Origin of the sequence: Streptomyces sp. SID12501 (assembly GCF_010550245.1) — a bacterium.
In the GTDB taxonomy this organism is placed as follows: Bacteria; Actinomycetota; Actinomycetes; order Streptomycetales; family Streptomycetaceae; genus Streptomyces.
Genome location: NZ_JAAGLU010000005.1, coordinates 13,289 through 26,492, shown reverse-complemented (window position 1 = coordinate 26,492; position 13,204 = coordinate 13,289). Strand labels below are relative to the sequence as shown.

Here is a 13,204-nt window from a genome sequence, read left to right as displayed (position 1 = left end):
AGCACGGATCATGGCATGGCAAGCAGGACAGTGGAGAGTCGGCGCGGCCGGTGTAGCGGTCCTCGGCCTCACCCTCACAGCGTGCAGCGGTGCGAAGGTGGGCGACAGCTCGTCCGACGCGGGCAGCTCCGGTAAGTGCGGCACCTTCAACCTCGCGGTCAACCCGTGGGTCGGTTACGAGGCGAACGCGGCCGTCGTCGCGTACGTCGCGGAGAAGGATCTCGGCTGTACGGTCAAGAAGAAGAACCTCAAGGAAGAGATCGCCTGGCAGGGCTTCGGGACCGGCGAGATCGACGCCATCCTGGAGAACTGGGGCCACGACGACCTCAAGAAGAAGTTCATCACCCAGCAGAAGGTGGCCGTCGAGGCCGGCCCGACGGGTAACAAGGGCCTCATCGGCTGGTACGTGGCGCCGTGGATGGCGAAGAAGTACCCGGACATCACCAATTGGGAGAACCTCAACAAGTACGCCTCCCTGTTCAAGACGTCGGAGTCCGCCGGCAAGGGGCAGATGCTGGACAGCGACCCGTCCTATGTGAGCTACGACGCGGCGCTGGTGAAGAACCTCAAACTCAACTACAAGGTCGTGCAGGCAGGCAGCGAACCCGCGGTCATCCAGGCGTTTCGCCAGTCCGAGGCCAACAAGACACCGCTGCTCGGTTACTTCTACGAGCCGCAGTGGTTCCTCGCGGACCTGCCTCTTGTCAGGGTGAACCTCCCCGACTACACGAAGGGCTGTGAAGCCGACCCGGAGAAGGTCGCCTGCGACTACGGGGTGGACGATCTGGACAAGATCGTCAGCACGAAGTTCGCCAAGTCCGGCAGCCCCGCCTATGACCTGGTAAAGAACTTCAACTGGACGAACGAGGATCAGAATCTCGTCGCGAAGTACATCGCGAAGGACAAGATGACCCCCGAGGCGGCGGCGAAGAAGTGGGTCGACGCCAACAAGGCGAAGGTCGACGCCTGGATCAAGTAGTACGTGGATCAGGCAGCACCTGGTCCCGCCTGAATCCCGTCGAGTACGACTGCCCGGTGGGCGGTGTGCGTTCACGCACACCGCCCACCGGGCGTTGCTGTGTCCAGGGCCGATTCGCGGCCGGTGTTCCGGCCGTTCTCCGCCTCCCGGACCCTCTTGACACCCACCTGCGCGGCAGGCACATTGAGTTGCGCAACCTGAGTCATGTTGCGTACCAAGCAACTGACACTGAGGGCCTGGACTGGTTTTCAACCGGAGGTGCGGCGATGGCGGGACCCCGAGTGGTCATCATCGGAGCGGGCGTCGTCGGCGCGGCACTCGCGGACGAGATCTCCGCACGAGGCTGGACCGAAGTGACCGTGGTCGACCAGGGCCCGCTGCCCGCCACCGGGGGCTCGTCGTCGCACGCCCCGGGGCTGGTCTTCCAGACGAACTCGTCCAAGACGATGACCGAGCTGGCCCGCTACACCGTCGAGAAGTTCTGTTCCCTGGACGTCGACGGCCGGCCCTGCTTCCTCCAGGTCGGTGGCCTCGAAGTGGCCACCACCCCCGAGCGCCTCACCGAACTGCACCGCCGCCACGGCTGGATCACCGCCTGGGGCATCGAGTCCCGCCTGCTGACCGCCGAAGAGTGCGTCGAGCAGCACCCGCTCGTGAACCCCGACCGGGTCCTGGGCGGCCTTCTGGTCCCCACGGACGGCCTGGCGAAAGCGGTCCTCGCCGTGGAGGCCCAGATCCGCCGCGCCACCGAACGAGGCGTGACCTTCCTGCCCCGCCATGAGGTACTGGACGTCCAGCAGACCGACGGCCGGGTCACGGGCGTCCTCACCTCCCAGGGCGAGCTCCCGGCCGACATCGTCGTGTGCTGCGCCGGCATCTGGGGCCCGAAGATCGCCCGCTTGGCCGGCCTGAACCTCCCCCTCACCCCCCTGGCCCACCAGCTGGCCTGGACCGGCCCGGTCCCCGCCCTCGCCGGCCAGACGGAGGAGGCGGTCCGCCCGATCCTGCGCCACCAGGACGCCGACCTCTACTACCGCGACCGCTTCGACACCATCGGCATCGGCTACTACGGCCACCGTCCGATGCCGGTCTCGGCCGACGACATCCTCTCCTTCGACGAGGCGGACACGGCCGGGGGAATGCCCTCGGTCCTGAAGTTCACCGAGGACGACTTCGAGCCCGCCTGGGCGGAAACCCAGTCGCTGCTTCCCTCCACGAAGGACGCGAAGGTCGAGGAGGGCATCAACGGCCTGTTCTCCTTCACCACCGACAACTTCCCGCTGCTGGGCGAGTCCCAGGACGTCAAGGGCTTCTGGGTCGCCGAGGCGGTGTGGGTCACCCACTCGGCGGGCGTGGGCCGGGCGATGGCCGAGCTGCTGGTCGACGGCTACTGCTCCTCCTTCGACCTCCACGAGTGCGACCTCAACCGCTTCGAGCCGCACCAGCTGTCCCCGGAGTACGTCCTGGCGCGCGACTGCCAGAACTTCGTGGAGGTGTACGACATCCTTCACCCCCTCCAGCCGTCCGGGCACCCGCGCCCGATCCGCACCAGCCCCTTCCACACCCGCCAGCGGGAACTGGGCGCCTTCTTCCTGGAGGCGAACGGCTGGGAACGCCCGCAGTGGTACGAGGCCAACGCGCCCCTCGTGGAAGGCCGTTCCGTCCCCACCCCGAACGACTGGGCGGCGCAGTACTGGTCGCCGATCGTCGGCGCAGAGGCCCAGGCGACCCGCGAGACGGTCGCGATGTACGACATGACGGCCCTGAAGCGCCTGGAGGTGACCGGCCCAGGATCCGCCGACTTCCTGGAGGGCCTCACGACCAGCAAGGTCGCCAAGTCGGTCGGCTCGGTGACGTACACCCTGCTCCTGGACCACGACGGCGGCATCCGCAGCGACGTCACGGTGGCCCGCCTCGGCCGCGACCTCTTCCAGGTCGGCGCCAACGGCAACCTCGACCTCGACTGGTTCACCCGCCACCTCCCGGCCGACGGCACGGTCCAGGTCCGCGACATCACCCCGGGCACGTGCTGCATCGGCCTGTGGGGCCCGCTGGCCCGCAAGGTCCTCCAGCCCCTGACGGACGCGGACTTCTCGGCCGACGGCCTGAAGTACTTCCGCGCCAAGCGCGCCTACATCGGCAGCGTCCCGGTGACGGCGATGCGCCTGTCGTACGTCGGCGAACTCGGCTGGGAGCTGTACACCACCGCCGACCAGGGCCAGAAACTCTGGGACACCCTCTGGCAGGCGGCGCAGCCCCTGGGCGGCATCGCGGCGGGCCGCGGCGCCTTCAACAGCCTCCGCCTGGAGAAGGGTTACCGCTCCTTCGGCACCGACATGACGTACGAGCACGACCCGTACGAGGCCGGCGTCGGCTTCGCCGTGAAGCTCGACAAGGGCGACTTCATCGGCAGGGCGGCACTGGAACGCCGTAAGTCGGAGGTACGCCGGAAGCTCACCTGCCTGACGATCGAGGACCCGCGGTCGGTGGTGATGGGCAAGGAGCCGGTGTACGAGGGTGACCGGCCCGTCGGCTATGTCACCAGCGCCGCCTACGGCTACACGATCGGCAAGGGCATCGCCTACGCCTGGCTGCCGGCCGAACTGGCCACCCCTGGAACGACGTTGCACATCGGCTACTTCGACCAGCGGGTGGCGGCCGTGGTCGCGGAGGAGCCCCTGTTCGACCCGACGATGTCCCGCCTCCGTGGGTAGGCGCTCCGCTGGGAGGGCGGCGAGGGGTTGTCGGTTGGCTGCAGCGCCGTCGTGGCTTGTCGCGCAGTTCCCCGCGCCCCTTTCAGGGCCGCTTCGGTCCCCCAGTCCACTCACCGCAGAAGACGGAGACGCGCGATGAGCCCCCGTACCCCCGGCGCCGAGCTGCCGGAGCACCCCGACTGGCTGTGGCGCACGCCCGAGCCGAAGCGCTCGTACGACGTGATCATCGTCGGCGGCGGTGGGCATGGCCTCGCCACCGCCCACTACCTGGCGAAGAACCACGGCATCACCAACGTCGCCGTGCTGGAGAAGGGGTGGCTGGCGGGCGGCAACATGGCTCGCAACACCACGATCATCCGCTCCAACTACCTGTGGGACGAGAGCGCGGGCATCTACGAGCACGCCCTGAAGCTGTGGGAGGGCCTGGAGGAGGAGCTGGACTACCCCATCCTCTTCTCCCAGCGCGGCGTGCTGAACCTGGCCCACAGCCTCCAGGACGTCCGCGACAGCGTGCGCCGGGTCGAGGCGAACCGCCTGAACGGCGTGGACGCGGAGTGGCTCGACGCGGACCAGGTCAAAGAGGTCTGCCCGATCGTCAACATCTCGCCGGACGTGCGCTATCCGGTGATGGGCGGCACCTACCAGCCGCGCGCGGGCATCGCGAAGCACGACCACGTGGCCTGGGGCCTGGCCCGCTCGGCGGACGCGGCGGGCATCGACATCATCCAGAACTGCGAAGTGACCGGTCTGGACGTCGTCAGCGGCAGGGTCGTCGGAGTCCAGACGACCCTCGGCCCGATCGCGGCGGGCAAGGTGGCGCTGTGTTCAGCGGGCCACACCTCGGTCCTGGCGGCGATGGCCGGCATCGAACTCCCGCTCCAGAGCCACCCGTTGCAGGCGCTGGTCTCCGAACTCCTCGAACCCGTCCACCCGACGGTGGTGATGTCCAACGCGGTCCACGTGTACGTCAGCCAGGCGCACAAGGGCGAGTTGGTGATGGGCGCGGGCATCGACTCGTACAACTCGTACACGCAGCGCGGCGCGTTCCACATCATCGAGGAACAGATGTCGGCGGCCCTGGAACTCTTCCCGGTCTTCGCGCGGGCCCATGTGCTGCGCACCTGGGGAGGCATCGTCGACGTGAGCCCCGACGCCTCACCCATCGTCGGCCTGACCCCGATCGACAACCTGTACCTGAACTGCGGCTGGGGGACCGGCGGCTTCAAGGCCACCCCGGGTGTCGGCTGGGTCTACGCCCACACGATCGCCCACGACACCCCCCACGCCCTCAACGCCCCCTTCTCGCTCGACCGTTTCACCACCGGCGCGCTCGTCGACGAGCACGGCGCCGCCGCCGTGGCCCACTAGGGACCCTCAAGGGAGCCGAACGACATGCTGCTCATCCCCTGCCCGTGGTGCGGGCCCCGCGACGAGGCCGAGTTCCACTACGGCGGCCAGGCACATGTGCCGTACCCGGAGAACCCGTCGGCCCTCACCGACGAGGAGTGGGCCCGGTACCTGTTCTTCCGCGACAACCCGAAGGGCCCCTTCGCCGAACGCTGGAACCACGGGGCGGGCTGCCGCCGCTGGTTCAACGCGGTACGGGACACGGGGACGAACGAGATCCTGGCGGTGTACAGGGCGGGCGAGGAGCGTCCGGCGATCGAGGAGGCGAGGCGCGCGGCGACTTCTCGGCCCCGGCCGGCATTTTCAGCCCGTCTGGGGGTCCCCCCTCTGGGGGAGATTGAGGACGAGGCCCCTTCAGGGCCGACCGGGGGCCTGGGGGCAGAGCCCCCAGAACTTTCGGGAAGGGGTGGGTCGGGGGAGGAAACCCAGCTGTTCAGACACCCCACCCGAGGCCGAGTCAACCGGAACACCCCCCTCACCTTCACCTTCGACGGCACCGAGTACCAGGGCTACGAAGGCGACACCCTCGCCTCCGCCCTCCTCGCCAACGGCGTCATCCAGACAGGCACCAGCATCAAACTCGGCCGCCCCCGAGGCATCTTCTCCGCCGGCGTCGAGGAACCCAACGCCGTCATCCAGATAGAGGCCCCGTTCCCCGAACCGATGCTCCCCGCCACCACGGTCGAGCTGTACGACGGCCTGGTGGCAACCGGCCTGCCCGGCCAGGGCCGCCTGGCCACCACCCCCGACCCCGCCCGCTACGACGCCGTACACGCCCACTGCGACCTGTTGATCGTCGGCGCGGGCCCCGCGGGCCTCGCAGCCGCAGCGGCAGCCGCCCGCACCGGCGCCCGGGTCATCCTCGCCGACGACCGCCCGGAGCCGGGCGGCAGCCTTCTGGGCACGGCCGAACACCTCGACTGGGTGGCGGAGACCACGGGCCGCCTGGAAGCCGCCCCCGACGTACGGGTCCTGCCCCGCACCACGGTCTTCGGCTACTACGACGACAACCACCTCCTCGCCGTGGAGCGCCGCACCAACCACCTCGGCGCGGCAGCCTCCGAGAACGTCTCCCGCGAACGCGTCTGGCGTATCCGCGCCCGCCGCGTCGTCCTCGCCACCGGCGCCCACGAACGTTCGCTGGCCTTCGCGGACAACGACCGCCCCGGAGTGATGCTGGCCGCCTCGGCGCGTACGTACGTGAACCGCCACGGCGTCCTGCCCGGCCGCAGGGCGGTCGTGTTCACCACGAACGACAGCGCGTACGCGGCCGCACTGGACCTCACCGCGGCGGGTGTGGAGGTGACGGCGATCGTCGACACCCGCCCCTACCCGGGGGAGTGGGCCGAGCGCGCGAGGGCGGCCGGCATCGAGGTCCTGCCCGGACACGCCGTCGTCGGCACGGACGGTGGCGCGGAGGGCAACGCGGAAAGTGACACGGCAAGTGAGACGGGAAGTGACACGGACGGCGACGCGCGCCTGACAGCCGTGTCGGTCGCCCTGTACGAAGGGGAGCCCACAGACGCCGGAGCGACCACAGGCCGACGGGAGTTCCCCGCCGACCTCCTGCTCGTCTCCGGCGGCTGGAACCCGGTGGCCCAGTTGTTCAGCCAGGCGGGCGGCAAGCTCCGCTACGACGACGCGCTCGGCGCCTTCGTCCCCGACACCTGCAGTCAGGCCGTCGAGGTCGCGGGCAGCGCGGCCGGCGCCATGGACCTGCCCTCGGTCCTCGCCCAGGGCGTGAGCGCCGCGTCCCGCGCACTCGGGGCGGAGGGTTACGCACCCGAGGCCCCCCGCCTCCCCGCCCCCGACCCGGCAGCACAACCCCACACGCCGCCCATGCACGTGTACGCCATCCCCGACGCCTCCGACACCCGCTCCTTCGTCGACCTCCAACGCGATGTCAGCGTGGACGACCTGGCCCGCGCCACCGGCGCCGGAATGCGCTCGGTGGAGCACACCAAGCGCTACACGACGGCGGGCACCGCCAACGACCAGGGCAAGACGTCCGGCCTCCTGGCCAGTGGCATCGTCGCCGCGCTGCTCGGTGTCGAGATCTCGGCCCTCGGTACGACCACGTTCCGGCCGCCGTACACCCCCGTCTCCTTCGCCGCCCTCGCGGGCCGCGACCGGGGCGCGCTGCACGACCCGATCCGGACGACCGCCCTGCACGCCTGGCACGTCGAGCAGGGCGCGCTGTTCGAGAACGTCGGCCAGTGGAAGCGCCCCTGGTACTACCCGCAGGCCGGCGAGGACATGGAGACGGCCGTCCTGCGCGAGTGCGCCGCCGCCCGCGACAGCGTGGCCTTCATGGACGCGTCCACCCTCGGCAAGATCGACGTACAGGGCCCGGACGCGGGCGTCTTCCTCGACCTGCTCTACACCAACATGATGAGCACCCTGAAGGTCGGCATGATCCGCTACGGCGTGATGTGCCGCCCGGACGGCATGGTCTTCGACGACGGAACCGTCATCCGCCTCGCCCCGGACCGCTTCCTGGTCACCACGACGACGGGCAACGCCGCCGCCGTACTGGACTGGATGGAGGAGTGGTCCCAGACCGAGTGGCCGGACCTGCGCGTCCACTGCACGTCGGTCACCGAGCAGTGGGCGACGGTGGCCCTCGTCGGCCCGCGCTCCCGTGACGTACTGGGCTCCCTCGCCCCCCAACTGGCCGTGGACAACGCGGACTTCCCCTTCATGGCCTGGCGTGAGACATCCGTCGCGGGCATCGACGCACGGGTGTGCCGGATCAGCTTCTCCGGCGAACTGGCCTACGAGATCAACGTGTCGCCGTGGGAGGCCCGCGCCCTCTGGGAGGCGCTGTACGAGGCCGGCGCCCCGTACGGCATCACGCCCTACGGCACGGAGACCATGCACGTCCTGCGTGCCGAGAAGGGCTACCCGATCATCGGCCAGGACACCGACGGCACCGTCACCCCGCAGGACCTCGGCATGAGCTGGGTGGTGTCGAAGAAGAAGCCCGACTTCATCGGGAAGCGGTCGTACGCCCGCGCCGACGCCGTCCGCCCCGACCGCAAACACCTGGTCGGGCTGCTCCCGGACGACCCCGGCACCTTCCTCCCCGAGGGCACCCAGCTCATCGCGGACAGCGAGCTGCCCGCGCCGCCCGTCCCGATGCTCGGCCATGTCACCTCCAGCTACCGCAGCGCCGCCCTGGGCCGGACCTTCGCGCTCGCCCTGATCAAGGGCGGCCGGGAACGCGTCGGGGAACGGCTGTACGCCCCCGTGGGCGACCGGCTGGTCCCGGTGACCGTCGCGAGCCCCGTCCTCTACGACCCCGAGGGAGCCCGCCGAGATGGCTGACACCACCACCCTGAGCGCCGCCCCGCCGCACGGCGCCCCGTTCCCCTTGTCCTCCCGGCCCCCCGTGCCCGCCCGCTCGCCGGTGTCCCCGCTGGCGCACGAGGCCGGTCGCCTGGCCGCCGCGACCCGCACCTCCGGGGGCGCGGTCCGGCTGGCCGAACTCCCCTTCCTCACCCAGCTCGACGTGCGCCTCGACTCCAAGGGAGCGGCGGCGGACGCCATCGGCCTCGCGCTGGACCTCCCGCTGCCGCTCGCCCCCAACACCGTCGTACGCGCGGGGGAGTTGATCGCCCTGTGGCTGGGCCCGGACGAGTGGCTGCTCGTGGGCCCGCCCGGCAGCGAACGGGACCTGGAGAGCCGTATCAGGACGGCGGCCGGAGACGAGCCGGTGTCCGTCACCGACGTCTCCGCCCAGCGCACCACGCTCCTCGTCACGGGCCCCCGTGCCCGCGACCTGCTGGCCCACGGCTGCGCCCTGGACCTCCACCCGCGCGCCTTCGGACCCGGCCGCTGCGCCCAGACGACCCTGGGCCGCACCCAGGTGGTGCTGGTCGCGCGTGACGAGCCCAGGGCCGGCTTCTGGGTACTGGTCCGCTCCTCCTTCGCCGGCTACCTGACGGACTGGCTCCTCGACGCGGCTACGGAGTACATGACGGCGACATCCTCGATGGAGTAGTCGACGCGCGGTCGGTGCGCGGTCGGTGCGCGGCCGGTGAGACCGCTCGCCGACGTCGATCGTCTGGACGGGCGGGCCGGGCCTGTCCTAGGGTGCGTGGTGTAGGCAGCAAGCGCTTTCTAGTCGTGCTCTCTTGCCGCTTTCCAGTCCGACCATGCCCACGCAACTCATCGCTCAGCTCCCTGACCGGCTGCGCGAAGAGCCGATGCGGGGCTCTGGGCAGAACGGGAGCGTCTCGTGCCGCACCACGACCCCCAGGACAGGTCACCGCAACCCCAGTCTCCCCCCGACCGGTCCCGCCCATGGACCCGTAAGTCGTTCCTGCGCGCAATGGCCGCCGCCGGAGTGACCCCACTGCTCCCCGGACTCCTCGCCGGGACAGCCCACGCCGCAACCTCACTCCGGACCGGCAGACCCGAATTCCCTCTGGTGCGGGGCGGATTCGCCACCGACGTGTTCGTGGACGCGGCCGACGACCCCGCCGTGCTCCGCGCGGCCGGGGACCTCCAGGCGGACATCGAACGGGTCGGCGGCGTACGACCGAGACTGCTGGACACCGTCCCCGAGCAGGCCGCTCAGCTGGTCGTGGTCGGCGCGATCGGCGCGAGCCCGGTCATCGACGGACTCATCGCCAAGGGCCGCCTGAACGTCTCCCGGGTGAAGGGGAGTTGGGAGGCCTCGGTCACCCAGGTGGTCGAGCGTCCGCTGCCCGGGGTGGACCGCGCACTGGTGATCGCGGGCAGCGACCGACGCGGCACGATCTACGGGATCTACGACACCTCGGAACGCATCGGGGTCTCGCCCTGGTACTGGTGGGCCGACGTGCCGGTCGAGCACCGCGACGACGTGACCGTGCCGGCGGGCCCCTTCACCCGCCACGAGCCGTCCGTCCGCTACCGGGGCATCTTCATCAACGACGAGCAGAACCTGACCACTTGGTCCCACCGAACCCAGGAGCCGGACAAGAACATCGGCCCCGAGACGTACAAACGGGTCTTCGAGCTCCTCCTCCGCCTCAAGGCCAACTACCTCTGGCCTGCGATGCATCCGTACTCCGACTTCTTCAACAAGCACCGCGAGAACCCCGAACTGGCCGAGCACTACGGCATAGTCGTCGGCTCCAGCCACCCCGAGGCCCTGCTCCGAAACGGCGTCCACGAGTGGGACCCGTGGGCGGCGGAGCACCGGAACACCGACGGCGGCCTGCCCGTGTACGACTACACGGTGAACCCCGCGGTCATCTCGGACTACTGGAGAGCCCGGGCCCGCCAGAACGCCACCTACGAGAGCAGCTGGACGCTCGGCATGCGCGGCCTGCACGACACCGCGCTGGAGACCAGGTACGCCACGACGATCCCCGAGAAGGTCGTGGTGATGAACGACATCATCGCCGACCAGCGCCGCATCCTGGCCGAGGAGGTCGGCCAGGATGCCGAGCCGCAGATCTTCATCCCGTACAAGGAGGTGCTCGACCTCTACAACGCGGGCGTCCAGGTACCCGTCGACGTCACGCTCATCTGGCCGGACGACAACCACGGCAACATGCGCCAGCTGCCCAACGACGAGGAACGGCGGCGCGCGGGCGGCAACGGCATCTACTACCACCTCTCCTACTGGGGCCGGCCGAAGAGCTATCTGTGGCTGGACACGACCCAACCGGCCAAGGTCTGGCAGGAGTTGCGCCGGGTGTACGAGCACGGCGCCGACCGTATGTGGATCTTCAACGTGGGGGACGTCAAGTCGATCGAGAACGGGCTGTCCTTCGCGATGGACGTCGCCTGGGACGTGAACCGGTGGCACGCGGACGATGCGGGCGATGCGGGCGACGCCGAGGGTGTCGGGGGCGTCGAGGGCTTCCTGGTCGAGTGGGCCGGCCGCCAGTTCGGGCACCGCCACGGCCACGAGATCGCGGCGATCCGCACCGAGTACTACCGCCTCGCGGCGGAACTGCGCCCGGAGTTCATCGCCAAGGGCCTGCTCTCCGTGGTCCACCACGGCGACGAGGCGGGCCGCCGGACAACCGCGTACGAGCAACTGCTGGAGCGGGCGCGGACCCTGGGCGCCAAGCTGCCCGAGGCCTACCGGGACGCCTACTTCGAGCTGATCGAATACCCGGTGCACGGTGCCTACTTGATGAACCTCAAGTACTACTGGGCGGACCGCAACGCGCTCGCACTGCGCCAGGGACGCGGTGCCGGGACGAACCGCTTCGCCGATCTGGCCGAGGCTGCCCACACCACGGAGGCGGCGCTCACCAAGCGGTACAACACCGAGGTGGCGGGCGGGAAATGGGACGGGATAGTCAACCCGTACCCCTCGCAGATCCCGAAGGCGCCGGGCCGCCCGGCCGTCAGCAGGGTCGCCCGGCAGGAGACGTCGGGGCTGGGAGTGGCGTCGGAGGGCAACGAGACGGGGACGGCCCGCCCGCTGTCCTTCTTCTCCGGCACCCGGGACCGGCGCTTCCTGGACGTCTTCAACACCGGTTTTCTGGCGGCGAGTTGGAGCGCCGAGGTCAGCCATCCCTGGGTCCTGCTGAGCGAGTCGGGCGGCTCTCTGACCGAGCAGACCAGGGTGTGGGTGGAGATCGACTGGGACCGGGCGCCGGAGGGGGCGTACGAGGCGACGGTCACCGTGAGCGGGGCCGACGCCGGACAACGGGTCGACGTACCGCTGAGTGTGCGCAACGACGGTGAACGGGCCCGGCGTTGGAGGCGTGGGTTCGTCGAGGCGCACGGGTACGTCTCCATCGACGCGGCGCACACCGACCGCCGGGTGGCGCGCGGCGGGGCCCGCTGGCGGACCGTACGCGGGCTGGGGCGTCGTAGCGGCGCGGTGGAGGCGGTGCCGTCGACGGCGGCGCCGGTCACGGCCGACTTCGCCGCGCGCGCACCGGAGTTGAGATACCGGGTGCGCTTCAGCAGTACGGGCACCTTCCCGGTCACCGTCTTCCGGCTGCCGTCGCTCGACGAGCGGGGCCATCGACGGGTGGCGCTCTGTCTCGACGATCAGCCGGTGACGGTTCTGTCCGGGCAGTCCGTCGCCACCGGCAACCGGGGCGACGCCTGGGCCCGCAACGTGGAGGACGGCGTCGAGAGACTGACGGCCACGGTGACCGTCACCGAACCCGGCGAGCATGAACTGCGGCTCTTCATGGTCGATCCGGCGATCGCCGTGGACCAGATCGTCATCGACACGGGTGGACTGCCGGTCAGCTATCTGGCTCCGCCGGAGAGCTACCACCCGATGTTCAACCCTGGCCGATGAGGGGAGCGGGGGCGTAAGCGGCGAGTTTACATCGGATCTATCTTCAGCCGGGTGCGAATATTGACGCGCATCTGGTCTAGTCCTACGCTCCTCCCGAAGATAGATCCGATGAATCTCTCACACTCCCGGAAAGGTCATATTGGCATGCCCATGACACCGTCACGGCGCACGATTCTGACGGCCGGAGGCTTACTCGCCTCGGGCGCCGTCTGGTCGACGACCCGGTCGACGGCCTCCGCGTCTCCTGCGGCCCCCGCGGCGTCCCCCACGGACGGCTGGACGAAGACGACGTTCACGTACGCCATGCAGAAGCCGTGGAACCTGGACCTGAGCGACCGGTACGGCAACAGCGGCGGCGTCCACCGGATGTGGGTGTACGACACCGACGAGCCCCTGTCGCAGGGCAGTTCCACCGACCCGCGCACCGAGATGCGCTGGCAGCAGCAGTACACGTCCGGCCGCCACATGTGGGACGCCGACGTGTACCTCCCGTCCGGCACGAACGGCGCGACCTTCGTACAGATCCTCCGCGTGATCCACCCCGACGGCACCCCGGCCACGGACTTCATGCTCAACGCCTACAGCGCGAACGGCGGCACGGTACGGGCGTACGACAGCACGGTCCTGAAGACCAATGCGTACGACACCTGGTTCAACGTCAAGATCGCGCACGACGCCTCGGCCGGCAGCGTCAAGGTCTACTTCGACGACGAGTTGGTGCGCACCACCGAAGACCGGGGCCCCGCCACCCGCCACTTCAAGAACGGCGTCTACCACCACGGCAGCGGCCGGGCCGAGGCCCGCTTCCGTAACATCACCTACTGGACCCGGTGAGCC

Annotated in this window: 7 protein-coding genes; all 7 read left to right on the top strand. The window is 69.9% G+C overall.

Going from position 1 to position 13,204, the window contains the following annotated elements; all coding sequences use genetic code 11:
* Window positions 1–10 precede the first annotated feature (10 nt).
* The 7 genes from G3I71_RS06785 to G3I71_RS06755 all read left to right on the top strand — a co-directional run bounded on the left by G3I71_RS06785 (window position 11) and on the right by G3I71_RS06755 (window position 13,201).
* Window positions 11–979 (top strand): ABC transporter substrate-binding protein, encoded by a 969-nt coding sequence (locus G3I71_RS06785; protein WP_164313011.1) that lies wholly within the window; start codon window positions 11–13, stop codon window positions 977–979.
* A 266-nt stretch (window positions 980–1,245) separates the two neighbouring features.
* Window positions 1,246–3,693, top strand: a complete 2,448-nt coding sequence (locus G3I71_RS06780; protein ID WP_164313010.1) for an FAD-dependent oxidoreductase — start codon at window positions 1,246–1,248, stop codon at window positions 3,691–3,693.
* 135 nt (window positions 3,694–3,828) lie between these two features.
* The gene (locus tag G3I71_RS06775; protein WP_164313009.1) at window positions 3,829–5,061 is read left to right on the top strand and encodes a sarcosine oxidase subunit beta family protein; all 1,233 of its coding nucleotides are present in this window, start codon (window positions 3,829–3,831) and stop codon (window positions 5,059–5,061) included.
* A gap of 24 nt (window positions 5,062–5,085) precedes the next feature.
* Window positions 5,086–8,427, top strand: coding sequence for a sarcosine oxidase subunit delta family protein (locus G3I71_RS06770; RefSeq protein ID WP_164313008.1), 3,342 nt, complete (start codon window positions 5,086–5,088; stop codon window positions 8,425–8,427).
* Complete coding sequence (locus G3I71_RS06765; RefSeq protein ID WP_164313007.1) at window positions 8,420–9,103, top strand: sarcosine oxidase subunit gamma; 684 nt, start codon at window positions 8,420–8,422, stop codon at window positions 9,101–9,103. Before G3I71_RS06770 ends, G3I71_RS06765 begins: the two co-directional genes overlap by 8 nt.
* 330 nt (window positions 9,104–9,433) lie before the next feature.
* A complete protein-coding gene (locus G3I71_RS06760) occupies window positions 9,434–12,367 on the top strand; it encodes a glycosyl hydrolase 115 family protein (RefSeq protein ID WP_164313225.1) in 2,934 nt (977 codons plus the stop codon).
* A 144-nt stretch (window positions 12,368–12,511) separates the two neighbouring features.
* Entirely contained in the window at window positions 12,512–13,201 is a 690-nt protein-coding gene (locus tag G3I71_RS06755; RefSeq protein ID WP_239148981.1) for a polysaccharide lyase family 7 protein, read from the top strand.
* Window positions 13,202–13,204: the final 3 nt, after the last annotated feature.

Excerpts from the sequence above, each read along its gene's own strand:
- G3I71_RS06785 (WP_164313011.1), top strand. The coding sequence starts at position 11 with ATGGCATGGCAAGCAGGACAGTGGAGAGTCGGCGCGGCCGGTGTAGCG.
- G3I71_RS06780 (WP_164313010.1), top strand. The coding sequence starts at position 1,246 with ATGGCGGGACCCCGAGTGGTCATCATCGGAGCGGGCGTCGTCGGCGCG.
- G3I71_RS06775 (WP_164313009.1), top strand. The coding sequence starts at position 3,829 with ATGAGCCCCCGTACCCCCGGCGCCGAGCTGCCGGAGCACCCCGACTGG.
- G3I71_RS06770 (WP_164313008.1), top strand. The coding sequence starts at position 5,086 with ATGCTGCTCATCCCCTGCCCGTGGTGCGGGCCCCGCGACGAGGCCGAG.
- G3I71_RS06765 (WP_164313007.1), top strand. The coding sequence starts at position 8,420 with ATGGCTGACACCACCACCCTGAGCGCCGCCCCGCCGCACGGCGCCCCG.
- G3I71_RS06760 (WP_164313225.1), top strand. The coding sequence starts at position 9,434 with ATGGCCGCCGCCGGAGTGACCCCACTGCTCCCCGGACTCCTCGCCGGG.
- G3I71_RS06755 (WP_239148981.1), top strand. The coding sequence starts at position 12,512 with ATGCCCATGACACCGTCACGGCGCACGATTCTGACGGCCGGAGGCTTA.